Here is a 14,301-nt window from a genome sequence, read left to right on the forward strand (position 1 = left end):
ACCGCCCCCGGCCATGCGTGACGACGGGCGACCGGACATGAACGGCGGGTAAGAGTGGGATTTCCGGCGGATTCGCCAATCACCCTTTCCCGATGACTCGTTGACCGGACCGGCGGAACGGGCGGGTGATGGCGATGATCGCCGGTCGCGCCGCCGAGTGACCTCGGTCACGCGCCACCCTTCCGCCCCTTATGCCCGGAACGTCCCGTCAGCTCATCCCTCGCCGTCGAGCTGCCGGATCGTCACGATCGACGGACCGCGCCGGCTCGACAGATCCCGGGAGACGGCCTCGGCGTCCCGCAACGCGCGCACCGCGTTGTGCCAGGTGAGTCCCGCCAGCTCGGCCGACGACCAGCGCCGGTCCAGCAGCTCCGCGATCAGCGCCGGATAGCCCGCCACGCTCTCCAGGCCGTCCGGCAGGAAGGCCGTGCCGTCGAAGTCACCGCCAATGCCGATGTGGTCAGCCCCGGCGACCTCGCGCATGTGGTCCAGGTGGTCCGCGACGGTCGCCACGGTGGCGCGCGGACGCGGGTGCTCGGCCTCGAACGCCCGGTGCACCCGCATCGCCGGTTCCGTGGTGTCCAGCGGGTGCAGGCCGTGGGCCCGCATGTTCTCGCTCGCGCGCCGGGTCCACTCGGCGGCCTCCGGCAGCACGAAGGCCGGCACGAACGTCGCCATCGCCACCCCGCCGTTGGCGCTCAGCGACTCCAGCACGTCGTCCGGGATGTTGCGCGGGTGGTCGCAGATCGCGCGCGCGGAGGAGTGCGAGAAGATCACGGGCGCCTGGCTCACGCGCAGCGCGTCGCGCATCGTCGAGGCGGCGACGTGCGAGAGGTCGACCAGCATCCCCATGCGGTTCATCTCCCGGACCACCTCCTCGCCGAACGCGGTGAGCCCGTCGTGCCGGGGCTCGTCGGTGGCCGAGTCCGCCCAGTCGGTGTTGTCGTTGTGGGTGAGCGTCATGTACCGGACGCCGAGGTGGTGGAACGCCCGGAGCGTCGCCAGCGAGTTGGCGATGGAGTGGCCGCCCTCGGCGCCCATGAGGGAGGCGATCCGGCCCGCCGCCCACGCCGCCGCCACGTCGTCGGCGGTGTACGCGGGCAGCAGGTCGGCCGCGTACCGGCACTGGAGGCGCCGGACCACGTCGATCTGTTCCAGGCAGGCGCTGACGGCGCGGTCCCCGGCCAGCTCGGTGGAGACGTACACCGACCAGAACTGCGCGCCGACGCCGCCCGCCCGCAGCCGTGGGAGGTCGGTGTGGAGGTGGGCGCTCTGGTCGGTGGCGATGTCACGGCGGTCGAGGTCGTACGCGACCTGCTTGCGCAGCGCCCAGGGCAGGTCGTTGTGGCCGTCCACGATCGGATGCTCGGCCAGCAGCGCGCGGGCGCGGGCCAGGGAATCGGCCGGAGCCGCGGCCGGGGCGTCGGCGGGGGAATCGGCCGGGGCGTCGGTCACGGTGTGCCCCCGGCGGCGAGCGAGGCGCGCAGGCGGCGGCCCTTCTCGGTGGCCTGCTCGTTCAGGGCGCGCTGGAACGCCCGCATCCGCTCCAGCAGCTCCGGATCGTGCGCGGCGAGCGTGCGGACGGCGAGCAGGCCGGCGTTGCGCGCGCCGCCGACCGAGACGGTGGCGACCGGGACGCCGGCCGGCATCTGCACGATGGAGAGCAGCGAGTCCATCCCGTCCAGGTACTTCAGGGGCACCGGCACCCCGATGACGGGCAGCGGGGTCAGCGAGGCGAGCATCCCCGGCAGGTGGGCGGCGCCGCCGGCGCCCGCGATCAGCGCCTTCAGCCCCCGCCCGGCGGCCCGCTCGCCGTAGGCGACCATCTCGTGCGGCATGCGGTGCGCGGAGACGACGTCCACCTCGTAGGGCACGGCGAACTCGTCCAGCGCCTCGGCGGCGGCGCGCATCACCGGCCAGTCGGAGTCGGAGCCCATGACGATGCCGACCAGAGGCGGCGAGGTGCTGCTGCTGCTCGGGGTGGTGCTCATTCGTCGATGATTCCTCGGAGGTAGTCGGCGGCGTGCCGCGCGCGGTCGCGCACGTCGGCCAGGTCCTCGCCGAAGGTGGTGACGTGGCCGACTTTGCGGCCGGGCTTCACGTCCTTGCCGTACATGTGGATCTTGAGGCGGGGATCGCGGGCCATGCAGTGCAGGTACCCCTGGTACATGTCTGGGGCGTCGCCGCCGAGGACGTTGGCCATCACGGTCCAGGGGGCGCGCGGGCGCGGGTCGCCGAGCGGGAGGTCGAGCACGGCGCGCAGGTGGTTGGCGAACTGCGACGTGACCGCGCCGTCCTGCGTCCAGTGGCCGGAGTTGTGCGGGCGCATCGCCAGCTCGTTGACGAGAACGCGGCCGTCGGCCGTCTCGAACAGCTCGACCGCGAGGTGGCCGGTGACGTTCAGCTCCCGGGCGATGCTGAGCGCCAGCCGCTGCGCGGCCAGGGCCAGCTCGTGCGGCAGGCCGGGCGCGGGGGCGATCACGGTGTCGCAGACGCCGTCCACCTGGACGGACTCGACCACCGGGTAGGCGACGGCCTGGCCGTGCGGGGAACGGACGACGTTGGCGGCCAGCTCGCGCGTGAAGTCGACCTTCTCCTCGGCCAGCACCGGCACGCCCGCCAGGAACGGCGCGCTGGTCGCGGCGGCCTCGGCGGCCGAGCGGACGACCCACACGCCCTTGCCGTCGTAGCCGCCGCGCACGGTCTTCAGAACGACGGGGAAGCCGGTGGCGCCCGTGTCCTCCTCGGCGAAACGGCGGATGTCGGCGGGGTCGGCGACGACGCGGTGGCGGGGGCAGGGGATGCCCAGCTCGGTGAGACGGGCCCGCATCACGCCCTTGTCCTGCGCGTGCACCAGGGCGTCCGGGCCGGGCCGGACGGCGATGCCGTCGGCTTCGAGCGCGCGGAGATGTTCGGTCGGGACGTGCTCGTGATCGAACGTGATCACGTCGCAGCCTCGGGCGAACGCGCGCAGCGTGTCGAGGTCGCGGTAGTCCCCGACGACCACGTCGTTCACGACCTGGGCCGCCGAGTCGCGCGGAGTGTCGCTGAGCAGCCTGAACCTGATACCGAGCGGGATGCCCGCCTCATGGGTCATACGGGCGAGCTGACCGCCTCCGACCATGCCGACCACCGGAAATGTCACGGGGCCAGCGTATCGGCAGCCCTCTGACGTCGGCCGCTGGGCCACAACGGCTGGAACCGGGCCGGGGCGCGGGCGCGTCGTCGTACGCATGTGGATCGGACGGGGCATGGCGGTGGCGGCGCTGGTGGCGGGTGTCGCGGCGGGGGCGGGCGCCTGCGAGGGGAACGAGGAACGCGAGGACGCGCGGGTGTTCACGGCGGAGGACGAGGCGATCGAGGTCGAGGCCGGGGAGAGCTTCACGGTCCGGCTGGCCGAGAACCCGACGACCGGCTACGAGTGGGCGATCGTCTCCCCCACGCCGGACCCGGCGGTGATCACCGTGGTGGAGGAACGTTACGAGGCCGACGAGGGTGCGGCGGAGGCACCGGGGCGCGGCGGAACGAAGTACCTGGTCTTCCGGGCGGAGGACGCGGGGACCACGGACCTCCGGCTGGTGGAACGGCGGGAAGGCGACGACCGCGCGGCGGAGGAGCTGACATTCGACGTCACTGTCGGCTGAGCCGGGCCGGGACGGTCTGGTTAGCATGGCCGCTATGAGCGACCGGCGCACGCTGCGCGACCGCATGCGCGGCATCGCCCAGGAAGCCGCGAAGTTCGGCGCCGTGGGCGCGTTCGGGTTTCTCGTGAACGTGATCGTGTTCAACCTCTGCACCCAGGCGGCGGGTCTCGCGCCGATCCGGTCGGGTGTGCTCGCCACGTCGGCGGCCATCTGCACGAACTACGTGGGGAACCGGTACTGGACGTACCGCCACCGCGACAAGACCGGCCGCAGCCGGGAGGCGGGCTTGTTCCTGCTGTTCTCGGGCGCGGGCATGGTGATCGAGAACGGCGTCCTGGCGCTGTCGCACTACGGCCTGGGTTTCACGTCCCCCCTGGCGGACAACCTGGCGAAGAATCTGATCGGCCTCGGCCTCGGCTCCCTGTTCCGCTTCTGGTCCTACCGCACCTGGGTCTTCCGCGCACCCCCGCCGACGACGGCGGAGGAAGAGACTGCGGCAGCAGCCTCCCCAACCCGCTGACCCGCGCGCGGGGATGACGCCAGCCGCCCGACGTCGACGATGACGTGGCGCCGCGCTGACCCGCGCGGGGGGATGACGCCCTTGCGTGGGACCGGCCGGGGACGTTCCCGCGTGCGCGTGGGGACGAGCACATGACGGACGGCTCGGACGGGACACCCGACTCCGCGACGGATTCCTCACCCGGCAGAGAGGCGGGGCCACCCCGCGTACGCGGGGAACACATCCGGGAGTTCCCCACCCGACACGGGATCGCGGGAACACCCCCGCCTACGCGGGGACCACCTCAACCGGAGCCAGCGGGCCGAGCGCGCGGGCGGAACACCCCCGCTACGCGGGGAACACACGCCAGGGAATGACGCGCCGGCACCTCGGGCGCCGGAACACCCCGCCTACGCGGGGAACACGCTCGTTGGTCCGGGGGGTGCCGGGGGTTGGGCTGGTTTCGTTGAGGTGGGTCGGGGGCGGGGCCTCATTCCGTTCCATCTCCCTCGCGGCTCAGGAACAGGGCGAAGATCGGGGGGCGTTGTTGGAGGAGTTCCAGGCGACCGCCGTCCGCTTCGGCCAGGTCGCGGGCTACTGCCAGGCCGAGGCCCGTCGAGTTGTGGCCGCTCACCGTGCGTTCGAAGACCCGGGCGCCCAGTTCGAGGGGGACACCCGGGCCCGCGTCGGTGACTTCGATCACCGCCTGGTTGCCCGTCGTCCGCGTGCGCAGTGCCACCGTTCCGTCGCCGTGCATCAGTGAGTTCTCCACCAGGCACGCCAGCACCTGCGTGACGGCACCCGGCGTGCCCACCGCCCGCAGGCCCGGGCGACCGGAGTGGACGATCGCGCGGTTCGCGCTGCGGTACGCGGGGCGCCACTCCTCGATCTGCTGGACGACGATCTCGTCCAGGTCGAAGCTGACCGCCGAGCCGAGCCGCGCGTCGCGGGAGTTGGTGAGCAGCCGCTGCACCACGTCCGTGAGGCGTTCCACCTGCGACAGCGCGATCGTCGCCTCCTCCTTGACGGTATCCGCGTCCTCCGTGGCGATGATCTCCTCCAGCCGCATGGTCAGCGCGGTCAGCGGCGTGCGGAGTTGGTGGGAGGCGTCGGCGGCCAGTCGGCGTTCGGCCGTGAGCATGCGGGCGATCCGTTCCGCGCTGGCGTCCAGCACGTCCGCGACCCGGTCGAGCTCGGCGACGCCGTAACGGCGGTAGCGCGGGCGGGGGTCGCCGGAGCCGAGGCGTTCGGCGGTCTCGGCCAGGTCGGTCAGCGGCGCGGCCACGCGGTGCGCCTGCTGGACGGCGAGGAGCGCGGCGGCGGCGACGGCCAGCAGCGACACGACGAGGATGATCGTGACCATCCGGCCGATCTCGTCGCTGACGACGCTCTTGGGCTGGATGACGGTGACGGTCTCGCCGTGCACGCCGGTCTCGGTGACCTCCATCACCTCGCCGTCGGGCCGCAGGCCGATCAGGACCGGGGCCCGGCCGACGAGTTGGATCTTGACGAAACGGTCGGCCGGCGCCAGCGGGCGCATCTCCTCGGCCGTGACCGGTTCGCCGGCCGCGATCCGGCTCTCGGTGTCGCCGAGCAGCCGGGCCACCTCGGCGTCGAGCCGGTCCTCGGCGCTGGACTCGATCGAGCGGGCCTCGACCACGGAGAGGGTGATACCGAAGACCGCGATGACGACGAGCACCACGGCCAGGGTCGAGTTGATCAGACGGCGGCGCACGCCAGAGGTCCCCCGTCAGCTCTTCTCGAAACGGAATCCCACTCCGCGGACGGTCGCGATGTAGCGGGGGTTGGCCGCGTCGTCGCCGAGCTTCTTGCGGAGCCAGGAGATGTGCATGTCCAGGGTCTTGGTCGAGGACCACCATGTGGTGTCCCAGACCTCGCGCATCAGCTGCTCCCGCGTGACGACCCGGCCGGCGTCGCGGACCAGGACCCGCAGCAGGTCGAACTCCTTGGCCGTCAGGTGCAGTTCCTCATCGCCCATCCAGGCCCGGTGGGATTCGACGTCGATGCGGATGCCGTGCACGGTCGGGGCGGGGGCGGCTTCGGCGGTGCCGCGCCGCAGCAGGGCCCGGACGCGGGCCAGCAGCTCGGCGAGGCGGAACGGCTTGGTGACGTAGTCGTCGGCGCCCGCGTCCAGGCCGACGACGGTGTCCACCTCGTCGGCACGGGCGGTCAGGACCAGCACGGGGAGACCGAGTCCCTCGGTACGGAGTCTTCGGCACACTTCGAGGCCGTCCATCCCGGGCAGCCCGAGGTCGAGCACCACCAGGTCGACGTCGCCCCGCAGCCCGGCTCGCAACGCCCCGGGGCCGTCCTCCCGCACCTCCACCTCGTAGCCCTCGCGGCGCAGCGCTCGGGCCAGCGGCTCCGAGATGGAAGCGTCGTCCTCGGCGAGCAGTACTCGGGTCATGGGCTGATGGTAGACGCCAACAGCGGGCCTGCCAGGAATGCCGACGGCCGGGGGGCCGGCGGGGAGACAGGGCGCGGGTGGCACTCAGTCACCGGCCGAGGGCCCGGAGAGCTCGGCCCAGACGGTCTTGCCCGGTATCTCCGGGTTCTCGGTCACACCCCAGTCCAGACAGAGCCGCTGGACGATGAACATGCCGTGACCGCCGGGACTGCCGGCTCGGCGGGTGGTGGCCAGGGCGGGCGCCCCCTCGCCGCTGTCCACGACCTCGACACGGAGCAGCTTGCCGCTGCGGCCGACCCGGATCTCCTCGGGGCCGTCGGCGTGCAGGCAGGCATTGGTCACCAACTCGGAGACGACCAGCAGGACATCCTCGGCCGCCGCGCGCTGCATCTCGGAGGCCGATGGCAGCCAGCCCCAGTCCCGCAGCGCCTCGCGGGCGAATTCGCGGGCGCGGGAGACGACGCCGGGCGTCCCCGCCAGTCGCAGGGAGCGCGTCTGCCGCGACGGCTCCGGCTCGGTGGCGGTCGGTGGAACCGGCGAAGCGGGCGGGAGGGACCGCTCAGGGCCAGGATCTCCCGCCGGATACGGTCGGGTGGTACCCATGTGCGCTCCCCTCACCGCATCGCCGCGTCTCCGGATGACCATGCCGGGTGGTCCCCGTGGCCCGGCGTGACTGAACTCCTGCCCTGACCCACGGGGGCCACACCCGCCCGTTCGCGGCAATAGCGTGACTCGATGACCGGCGGCGGGGACGGGGCCCCGAAGGCTGTCCCGGGGGCGGCGCTCATTCGGCGGGAAGGGCCGCGAGGGCCTCGTCGAGTCCGTCGTGCACGACGAAGACGGATCCGGCGCCGGTAATCTCGAAAACGCGGGCGACATTCGGCCGCATCCCGGCCAATTGCACCTCTCCGCCCACCGCCTCCGCTTCCATGCGCGCGGCGAGAAGCACGTTGAGTCCGGTGGAATCGCAGAATTCGAGCGCTGAGCAGTCGATGACGATCCGGGAACAACTGTCGGCGACGCACGTGTCGAGTGCCTCGCGCAGCCGCCCGGCCGAGTGGTGGTCGAGCTCGCCGCTCGGCGAGACCACCGCTCCTGTGCCCACCCGCCGCACTTCGACCGTCAGTTGGCGCGGGGTCCGTTCGCCCGGCATCCCACGGTCCATGCAGCCCCCTTCATTCTGGAGCCCGTTCCTGGCTAGGTTCGAACCTTAGCCCCTGAAGGGACCTCTCGACAGCCGAACAAGACGGACAATGTGCCGAATTCGGGCGTAGCAGACTTGCCAGCGTCACCGCGTGACCGGTAGGTCTAGAGGCATCCGAATTCCCACGCCGGCTTTGGAGGCGCCGCACCCGGCAGTGCACGTCACGGCTTCGGCAGCCATATGCCGAGAACATTACGGAGGACACACCATGTCACCCGCCCCTGAGACCCGACAATCGCGTACCGGCGTCACGACCACCGTCACGACCGCCGTCGCCCCCGCCAAGCCGTCCGCCGCCGCCGCGCCGGCCGTGACGGCGGAAGACCTGCTCGCGCCGCTGCCCGAGATCCCGCACTACGACACGGTCACGCCGCTCGACGCGCGCGCCCTGTCCAAGACCCTCTTCCAGCGGCTGCGGACACTCGACGAAGGCACCCACGAGTACGCCTACGTCCGCAACACCCTGGTCGAGCTCAATCTCGCGCTGGTCAAGTTCGCCGCCGGACGGTTCCGTTCGCGCAGCGAGCCGATGGAGGACATCATCCAGGTCGGGACGATCGGTCTGATCAAGGCGATCGACCGCTTCGAGGCCGACCGCGGTGTGGAGTTCCCCACGTTCGCGATGCCGACGATCGTCGGCGAGATCAAGCGCTTCTTCCGCGACACCTCCTGGTCGGTCCGCGTGCCGCGGCGGCTCCAGGAGCTCCGCCTCGACCTGGCCAAGGCCGGGGACGAGCTGGCGCAGCAGCTGGACCGCTCCCCGACCGTGGGTGAGCTGGCCGAGCGGCTGGAGATCAGCGAGGACGAGGTCGTGGAGGGCATGGCCGCGGCGAACGCCTACACCGCGAGTTCGCTGGACGCGCAGCCCGAGGACGACGACGCCGAGGGTGCCCTGGCCGACCGGATCGGCTACGAGGACCACGGCCTGGAGGGCATCGAGTACATCGAGTCCCTCAAGCCGCTGATCGCCCGGCTCACGCCGCGCGACCGGCGGATACTGTCGCTGCGCTTCGTGGCGAACATGACCCAGTCCGAGATCGGCGAGGAGCTCGGCATCTCGCAGATGCACGTCTCGCGGCTGCTGGGCCGCACGCTCGGCAAGCTGCGCCGCGGCCTGATGGCCGAGGACTGATGGCCGAGGACTGATGGCCGAGGACTGATGGCCGAGGACTGATGGCCGAGGACTGATGGCCGAGGACTGACCGCTCCCCCACCCGGTCCACCGACGACACGCGCCAGGGCCCCCGGACCGCTCCGCGGGTTCCGGGGGCTCTCCGCGTCGCTCGCCGGGCCGCGACGCCGGGGATCGCGGCGAACGCCTCCCGCATGTGACCGCACAGCGCCTCCCGGTGGGCGTCGCCGTCGGCGGCGGACGGCTCGGGGCCGGCCGTCGGCACCCCGGTGGTGACGCTGGGCGCCGACGGCGCGGGGGCGGAGCCGCGCGCCGTGGACACCGGCTGGCGCGGCGGGCGGACCCGCGCGGCGGAGGGTGTGGCCGCCCTCGCGGTGGGCGGAGTGCCGGGCGGGGTGGTGCCGGACATCCCCGGCGAGGGTCACCGCCGCACGCGGGTTGCCGCCGCACGCGGGGAACCGGACCGGCGCCGAAATCGGGGGCGGCCGGAACGGCAGCGCCATTAGGGTGACGGCATGCTGAGCACCTTGCTGTCCGTGAATCTCGGCCGGGCCGCCGCCTCCGCCGGGACCGAGGCGCCCGACGGCCTGACCGGCATCGACAAGCGGCCGGCCGCCGGACCGGTCGCGGTGTCCGCGCCGGGACCGAAGGGCACCGGCGGCAGCGGCCTGGCCGGGGACACGATCTGTCACCTGCGCCACCACGGCGGCGACGACCAGGCCGTCTACGCCTACGCCCGCGAGGACCTGGACCGCTGGGAGGCGGCCCTGGGCCGCAAGCTGACCAACGGCGTCTTCGGCGAGAACCTCACGACCAGCGGCATCGATGTCAACGGCGCGCGGATCGGGGAGCGGTGGCGGATCGGCCCCGATCTGGTGATCGAGGCCACCTCCGCCCGCACCCCGTGCCGCACCTTCGCGACCTGGCTCGACGAGCGCGGCTGGATCAAGCGCTTCACGCGCGAGGCCGCGCCCGGCGCGTACTTCCGCGTGATCCGGCCGGGCGTGATCCGGGCCGGGGACCCGATCGAGATCGTCCACCGGCCCGACCACGAGGTGTCCGTCGCGTTCCTCTTCCGCGCCGAGACCACCGAGCCCGAGCTGCGCCCGCGCGTGCTGGCCGCCGGAGAGGCGCTGCACCCGCAGGCCCTGCGCAAGGCCCGCGGGTGGGCCACCGAAGCCGCCGGGACTCCCGGATCGGACGGCGCGGACGAGGTCAGGCGCTGAGGACCTCGACGATCTGCGGAAAGTTCCCGTCGGGGTCCTCGACGGTGGCCAGCAGCACCGGCTCGTCCGGCGACGGCTTGCTGACCGGCCGGATCCAGCGGACGCCCAGCTCGTTGAGCCGCGCCTCGGCGGCCCTGATGTCGTCCACCTCGAAGTTGAACAGGACGCGGCCCGGCTCCGCCGCCTTCGGGCCGACATCGTCCCGGTGCTCGAAGATCAGCCAGGTGCCGCCCAGCTCCAGGGCGAGCATCGGCTCGGACGGCTGCCCGGCGTCGGGCGCGAACGCCGCCCGGTACCAGTCGTAGAGCCGCCGCGGGTCGGTGCTGCCCAGGACCAGGCCGCCCAGGCGCGGGCTGGTGGCGCCGGGGCCGCCCGTCTCGTTCTCGTCGTTCGTCATCTCGGATCGCTCCTGCCGGTGGGGGTCCAGGGCCGGGGGCCGAGGACCGTGATGGGTCTGGTGACATCCAGACCGGCCGGAGAACGGAAACTCATCGGGCGGCGGCCAGCGCGTCGCTCAGGGCGCGGGCGTGCGGGTGGCGGCCAGCGCGTCGCTCAGGGCGCGGGCGTGCGGGTGGCGGCGGACGTACCGGGCCGGCCCGGCGCGATCACGGCCGCGGCGAGGTAGGGGGCGCGGTCCGGCTCCCGGCCGGCCACCTCCGCCACCTCAGCCACCAGGCCGCCGGCGGTGGCCGTGCCGGGGCATGGTCCCCTCGGACCCGACGAGAAGCCCGCCAAACCCAACCGCCGCGCGCCATGGACAGGTTGGCGAAGTGTCGGGACCCTGCGGACATGGGCTATCCCACGCAGCCGGGCAACCCGGGCTTCGGACCGCCGCACTACCCCAGCGCCTACCCGCTGCCCCCGCCACCGTCCTCCGCGCTGCCGCCGACGGCCGGGCCCGCCCTTGGCCTGATCATCGTGCTGGCCGGACTGCTGGCCCTGGGCCTGGGCATGGCCGTGCTGGACTGGCTGACCTGGGACGACGGCTACGGCGGAACGGACTCCGCCGCGCTCAACGGGGTCGCCGGGGCGTACTACCCCGAGGAGGCGCGGGACATGATCGGCGGGTACGAGCACGCCTACCTGCGCTATCTGACCTGGATGACCGCCTTCGGCGCCGCGCTGACCGCGACCCTGGCGACCTGGCCGCACCCGGGCCCCGGACAGCGGGCGGTGCTGCGCGGGGCGGCCGTCGTGCTGAGCGTTTTCGGCCTGGTGTCGACGATCGTCGTCGCCACCTCGCTCATCGACATGAGCGAGCTGGACAGCTTCGACGTCTCGGCCGGCCCGTGGGTCGCGGTCGCCGGCTACGGCGTGATGGCCCTGGGCGCGCTGCTCGGGCCGCCACGCCAGGCCGGGCGCCCGTTCTAGCCGACCGAGCCGAGGGCGCCGATCGCCCGGGACAGGGCGTGCGGGACGTCGGGGACGAGCTGGTGGACGCCGTCGCGCACGATGTGCCGCCCGCCGACGACCGTGTGCCGCACATCGGCGCCGGTCGCGGCGAACACGGCGGCCTCGGCCGCCAGCCGGGGCGGCGGTCCGGCGGTGCGGACGGAGTCCAGGGCGACGGTGGTGAAGTCCGCGAGGCCGCCCGGCTCCAGGCGGCCGGCCTCCGGCCAGCCGAGCGCGGCGTGGCCGCTCTCGCCGGCGGCGCGCAGGAGCTGGGCGGCGGTGAAGTGGCCACGGACGCGGCTGCTGAGGCGTTCGTGCATCTCCAGGGCGCGGGCCTCGGCCAGCATGTCGATGACGGCGTGGCTGTCGCTGCCCAGGCACAGCGGGCTGCCCGCGCCGCGCAGCCGGGCGGCGGGGCCGATGCCGTCGGCGAGGTCGCGTTCGGTGGTGGGGCACAGGCAGGCGGCGGTGCCGGTGCCGCCGAGCAGGCCGATGTCGTCGTCGGTGAGGTGCGTGGCGTGCACGGCCGTGGTACGGGGGCCGAGCACCCCGTGGTCCGCGAGGAGGCGGGCGGGGGTGCGGCCGTGGACGCGGCGGCAGTCGTCGTTCTCCCGGGGCTGCTCGGACAGGTGGACGTGGAGCACGGCGTCCCGGTCGGCGGCCCAAGCGGCGACGGTGGCGAGCGCGTCGGCGGGCACGGCCCGCACCGAGTGGACGGCGGCGCCGACCCGGGAGGTGTCGTCGCCGCGCAGCGCGGCGGCGCGCTCGGCCCAGGCGTCGGCGGTGCCGTCGGAGAAGCGGAGCTGCGCGTGGTCCGGCAGCTCGCCGAAGCCGGCGGACAGGTAGCAGGTGTCGAGGAGCGTGATGCGGACGCCGGCCGCCGCCGCGGCGGCGATCAGGGCCCGGCCCATGGCGTTGGGGTCGCCGTACCGGGCGCCGCCGCGGTCGTGGTGCAGATAGTGGAACTCCCCGACGCAGGTGATGCCCACCAGCGCCATCTCGGCGTAGACGGCGCGCGCGAGCTCGAAGTAGGAGTCCGGAGTGAGGTCCTGGGAGAGCGCGTACATGGAGCTGCGCCAGGTCCAGAAGGTGCCGCTGCCGATCTGGACACTGGAGCGCAGCGCGCGGTGGAAGCAGTGGCTGTGGGCGTTGGCGAACCCGGGCAGGGTCAGCCCCCGCAACGCGACGGCCCCCGCAGGGGGCCGCTCCACCCCGGCGCGCACGTCGGTGACGCGGCCGGTGGCGGCGGTCCTGATCAGCACCCCGGGCTCGACGGTGTCATGGAACCAGGCGTGCTCGGCCCAGTAGATCTGCGCGGTCAGGGACACACCAGGACCTCCACTCCCTCGATGAGCACGCCGCCCGCCGGGACGGGGACGGGCACCCGCCCGGTGCGAGTACCCGCGAGCCGGCCGTCACGCACGTCATCCCGGCCACCGTATCCACCGGGCGTCCCCGGTCGCGTCCGGTCCACCCCCGCCGACCCCGCCAGCCCAGCCGCCCCCGTCAGCCCAGTCCGCCCAGTCCACCCCGCCGCCCCCGTCCGCCCCGCCGACTCCGTCCGCCCAGTCCACCCCGCCGCCCCCGTCCGCCCCGCCGACTCCGTCCGCCCAGCCCACCCCGCCGCCCCAGCGCACCCCGCCGACCCCATCCACCCAGCCCACCCGCCGACCCCGTCAGCCCAGTCCACCCTTCGGCCCGGTCCGCCCCGCCGACCCAGTCCACCCAGCCCACCCAGCGCACCCCGCCGACCCCGTCAGCCCAGCCACCCAGCCGACCCGCCGACCCGCCGACCCAGTCCGTCCCGTCCGCCCCGCGCCGTCCGCCTCGTCAACCCGGTCACGGGTCCTCCGCCGTTCTCCGCCGCCCGTGCTTGGCTTGGCGGTGCATGGTGCTGTCCACCCGCCGTGACGCGGCCGTCCGGGCCCTCGTGGCCCGCCGTCTCCGCACCGACAACCACCCGCTGGCCGCCCCGCTCGACCTGCGCGGCGTACGGGAAGCCGCCATCTCCCTCCATGCTGCCTTCGACGCGGTCCTCGCGCGCGGCCAGCCGGTGCCGCACACCTTCGCCACGAAGGCCGGCCCTCGCGCTCCTGCGGCCCGGCGTCTACGGCTGCACGGGTGGACGAGGCGGAGGGGACGGACGGCGAGGTCGCGTTCACCACGCTCCGCCGCCCGCCGACCCTGGCCGAGCTGATCGCGGAGCACGGCGGGGACGGCGGGGACCGATTGGGGGGTTACCCCTAGTGCCGAAGGCCGGAGGCCGCCGTACGGTGAGGGGCATGATGAGTGGCCGTGACCCGGAGCTGAACCACGACTCCGACCTCAGGCGGGATCTTGACGCCGCTGTGCAGACCCGCAAGGAGCTCGGGGAGACCTACGAGTCGGAGCTGATCGACTCGTTCCTGGAGAAGGTCGAGCAGCGCATCGACGCCAGCGTGGACAAGCGCGTGCGCCGTCAGCTCGCCGAGCAACAGATGGTCATCGCGCGCGGCGGCCGTCCGGCGTCGCCGGGCGGCTCGGAGAGCCACGGGCCGGGCGCCGCGTTCGGCCTCGCCGCGCTCTCGCTGGTGCTGGCGATCCCGCTGTCCGCCATCGCCGCCGTGCAGACGGGCCTGGCCGGGATGCTGATCTGCTGGATCGGCATCGTGGGCGTCAACGCCTGCTACGCGGGCGGGAAGCTGTTCAACCGCGAGACCCGCCCGAACGACTGGGAATGAGGCGGCACAGAGACGGCCTGGGGCGGCCGGGGGGCAGCCGGGAAAGAATTGGCGGG

General features: G+C 73.5%; 16 protein-coding genes and 1 pseudogene. 8 read left to right on the plus strand and 9 right to left on the minus strand.

The window, feature by feature from the left end; all coding sequences use genetic code 11:
* Positions 1 to 213: 213 nt before the first annotated feature.
* Genes OIE51_RS09955 through OIE51_RS09965 form a run of 3 tightly spaced genes read right to left on the minus strand, consistent with a single transcriptional unit; the run spans position 214 to position 3,145 of the window.
* A complete protein-coding gene (locus tag OIE51_RS09955) occupies positions 214 to 1,455 on the minus strand; it encodes a dipeptidase (RefSeq protein ID WP_442811895.1) in 1,242 nt (413 codons plus the stop codon).
* Positions 1,452 to 1,991, minus strand: coding sequence for a 5-(carboxyamino)imidazole ribonucleotide mutase (purE, locus tag OIE51_RS09960; RefSeq protein ID WP_326597037.1), 540 nt, complete (start codon positions 1,989 to 1,991; stop codon positions 1,452 to 1,454). Before purE ends, OIE51_RS09955 begins: the two co-directional genes overlap by 4 nt.
* Positions 1,988 to 3,145, minus strand: coding sequence for a 5-(carboxyamino)imidazole ribonucleotide synthase (locus OIE51_RS09965; RefSeq protein ID WP_326597039.1), 1,158 nt, complete (start codon positions 3,143 to 3,145; stop codon positions 1,988 to 1,990). The genes purE and OIE51_RS09965 overlap by 4 nt, the downstream gene beginning before the upstream one ends.
* A gap of 88 nt (positions 3,146 to 3,233) precedes the next feature.
* On the opposite strand from OIE51_RS09965, the gene OIE51_RS09970 reads away from it, so the two are divergent.
* Positions 3,234 to 3,644, plus strand: coding sequence for a protease inhibitor I42 family protein (locus OIE51_RS09970; RefSeq protein WP_326597040.1), 411 nt, complete (start codon positions 3,234 to 3,236; stop codon positions 3,642 to 3,644).
* A gap of 34 nt (positions 3,645 to 3,678) precedes the next feature.
* The gene (locus tag OIE51_RS09975; RefSeq protein WP_326597041.1) at positions 3,679 to 4,164 is read left to right on the plus strand and encodes a GtrA family protein; all 486 of its coding nucleotides are present in this window, start codon (positions 3,679 to 3,681) and stop codon (positions 4,162 to 4,164) included.
* Positions 4,165 to 4,633: 469 nt separating this feature from the next.
* Here the strand turns inward: OIE51_RS09975 and OIE51_RS09980 are convergent, their stop codons facing one another.
* The 4 genes from OIE51_RS09980 to OIE51_RS09995 all read right to left on the minus strand — a co-directional run bounded on the left by OIE51_RS09980 (position 4,634) and on the right by OIE51_RS09995 (position 7,736).
* Positions 4,634 to 5,878 carry an ATP-binding protein gene (locus tag OIE51_RS09980; RefSeq protein ID WP_326597043.1) on the minus strand — a complete coding sequence of 415 codons (1,245 nt, stop codon included), beginning with the start codon at positions 5,876 to 5,878 and terminating at the stop codon, positions 4,634 to 4,636.
* A gap of 15 nt (positions 5,879 to 5,893) precedes the next feature.
* Positions 5,894 to 6,571, minus strand: a complete 678-nt coding sequence (locus OIE51_RS09985; RefSeq protein WP_326597045.1) for a response regulator transcription factor — start codon at positions 6,569 to 6,571, stop codon at positions 5,894 to 5,896.
* An 84-nt stretch (positions 6,572 to 6,655) separates the two neighbouring features.
* A complete protein-coding gene (locus tag OIE51_RS09990; RefSeq protein WP_326597046.1) occupies positions 6,656 to 7,174 on the minus strand; it encodes an ATP-binding protein in 519 nt (172 codons plus the stop codon).
* Between the two features lie 181 nt (positions 7,175 to 7,355).
* Positions 7,356 to 7,736: an STAS domain-containing protein gene (locus OIE51_RS09995; RefSeq protein ID WP_326597047.1), complete on the minus strand. Its 381-nt coding sequence runs from the start codon at positions 7,734 to 7,736 to the stop codon at positions 7,356 to 7,358.
* Positions 7,737 to 7,983: 247 nt separating this feature from the next.
* Between OIE51_RS09995 and OIE51_RS10000 the strand changes: the two genes are divergently transcribed.
* The 3 genes and pseudogenes from OIE51_RS10000 (at position 7,984) to OIE51_RS10010 (ending at position 10,133) form a co-directional block, all read left to right on the plus strand.
* Positions 7,984 to 8,907, plus strand: a complete 924-nt coding sequence (locus OIE51_RS10000; protein ID WP_326597048.1) for an RNA polymerase sigma factor SigF — start codon at positions 7,984 to 7,986, stop codon at positions 8,905 to 8,907.
* A 230-nt stretch (positions 8,908 to 9,137) separates the two neighbouring features.
* Positions 9,138 to 9,237, plus strand: a pseudogene (locus tag OIE51_RS10005) (zinc-binding dehydrogenase); the annotation flags it as partial.
* A gap of 185 nt (positions 9,238 to 9,422) precedes the next feature.
* On the plus strand, positions 9,423 to 10,133 hold the full coding sequence (locus tag OIE51_RS10010; RefSeq protein ID WP_326597050.1) for an MOSC domain-containing protein: 711 nt from the start codon (positions 9,423 to 9,425) through the stop codon (positions 10,131 to 10,133).
* On the opposite strand, the gene OIE51_RS10015 is transcribed toward OIE51_RS10010, so the two are convergent.
* Complete coding sequence (locus OIE51_RS10015) at positions 10,123 to 10,530, minus strand: VOC family protein (RefSeq protein ID WP_326597052.1); 408 nt, start codon at positions 10,528 to 10,530, stop codon at positions 10,123 to 10,125. The genes OIE51_RS10010 and OIE51_RS10015 overlap by 11 nt on opposite strands.
* Positions 10,531 to 10,922: 392 nt before the next feature.
* Here OIE51_RS10015 and OIE51_RS10020 point away from each other — a divergent pair, with 392 nt between their 5' ends.
* Complete coding sequence (locus OIE51_RS10020; protein ID WP_326597054.1) at positions 10,923 to 11,504, plus strand: hypothetical protein; 582 nt, start codon at positions 10,923 to 10,925, stop codon at positions 11,502 to 11,504.
* Here the strand turns inward: OIE51_RS10020 and OIE51_RS10025 are convergent.
* The gene (locus OIE51_RS10025) at positions 11,501 to 12,853 is read right to left on the minus strand and encodes a formimidoylglutamate deiminase (protein WP_326597056.1); all 1,353 of its coding nucleotides are present in this window, start codon (positions 12,851 to 12,853) and stop codon (positions 11,501 to 11,503) included. The two genes, OIE51_RS10020 and OIE51_RS10025, sit on opposite strands and share 4 nt — an antisense overlap.
* 793 nt (positions 12,854 to 13,646) lie before the next feature.
* Between OIE51_RS10025 and OIE51_RS10030 the strand changes: the two genes are divergently transcribed.
* Positions 13,647 to 13,772: a hypothetical protein gene (locus OIE51_RS10030; protein WP_326597058.1), complete on the plus strand. Its 126-nt coding sequence runs from the start codon at positions 13,647 to 13,649 to the stop codon at positions 13,770 to 13,772.
* 38 nt (positions 13,773 to 13,810) lie between these two features.
* Positions 13,811 to 14,245 carry a hypothetical protein gene (locus OIE51_RS10035; protein WP_326600587.1) on the plus strand — a complete coding sequence of 145 codons (435 nt, stop codon included), beginning with the start codon at positions 13,811 to 13,813 and terminating at the stop codon, positions 14,243 to 14,245.
* The last annotated feature ends 56 nt before the right edge of the window (positions 14,246 to 14,301 follow it).

Source organism: Streptomyces sp. NBC_01803 (assembly GCF_035917415.1).
Taxonomy (GTDB): Bacteria; Actinomycetota; Actinomycetes; order Streptomycetales; family Streptomycetaceae; genus Streptomyces.

What these genes read in the sequence shown, in the direction of transcription:
- OIE51_RS09995 (WP_326597047.1), bottom strand. Translation starts at nt 7,736, where the DNA reads ATGGACCGTGGGATGCCGGGCGAACGGACCCCGCGCCAACTGACGGTC.
- OIE51_RS09990 (WP_326597046.1), bottom strand. Translation starts at nt 7,174, where the DNA reads ATGGGTACCACCCGACCGTATCCGGCGGGAGATCCTGGCCCTGAGCGG.
- OIE51_RS10035 (WP_326600587.1), top strand. Translation starts at nt 13,811, where the DNA reads ATGAGTGGCCGTGACCCGGAGCTGAACCACGACTCCGACCTCAGGCGG.
- purE (WP_326597037.1), bottom strand. Translation starts at nt 1,991, where the DNA reads ATGAGCACCACCCCGAGCAGCAGCAGCACCTCGCCGCCTCTGGTCGGC.
- OIE51_RS10000 (WP_326597048.1), top strand. Translation starts at nt 7,984, where the DNA reads ATGTCACCCGCCCCTGAGACCCGACAATCGCGTACCGGCGTCACGACC.
- OIE51_RS09985 (WP_326597045.1), bottom strand. Translation starts at nt 6,571, where the DNA reads ATGACCCGAGTACTGCTCGCCGAGGACGACGCTTCCATCTCGGAGCCG.
- OIE51_RS10020 (WP_326597054.1), top strand. Translation starts at nt 10,923, where the DNA reads ATGGGCTATCCCACGCAGCCGGGCAACCCGGGCTTCGGACCGCCGCAC.
- OIE51_RS10015 (WP_326597052.1), bottom strand. Translation starts at nt 10,530, where the DNA reads ATGACGAACGACGAGAACGAGACGGGCGGCCCCGGCGCCACCAGCCCG.
- OIE51_RS10010 (WP_326597050.1), top strand. Translation starts at nt 9,423, where the DNA reads ATGCTGAGCACCTTGCTGTCCGTGAATCTCGGCCGGGCCGCCGCCTCC.
- OIE51_RS09970 (WP_326597040.1), top strand. Translation starts at nt 3,234, where the DNA reads ATGTGGATCGGACGGGGCATGGCGGTGGCGGCGCTGGTGGCGGGTGTC.
- OIE51_RS09975 (WP_326597041.1), top strand. Translation starts at nt 3,679, where the DNA reads ATGAGCGACCGGCGCACGCTGCGCGACCGCATGCGCGGCATCGCCCAG.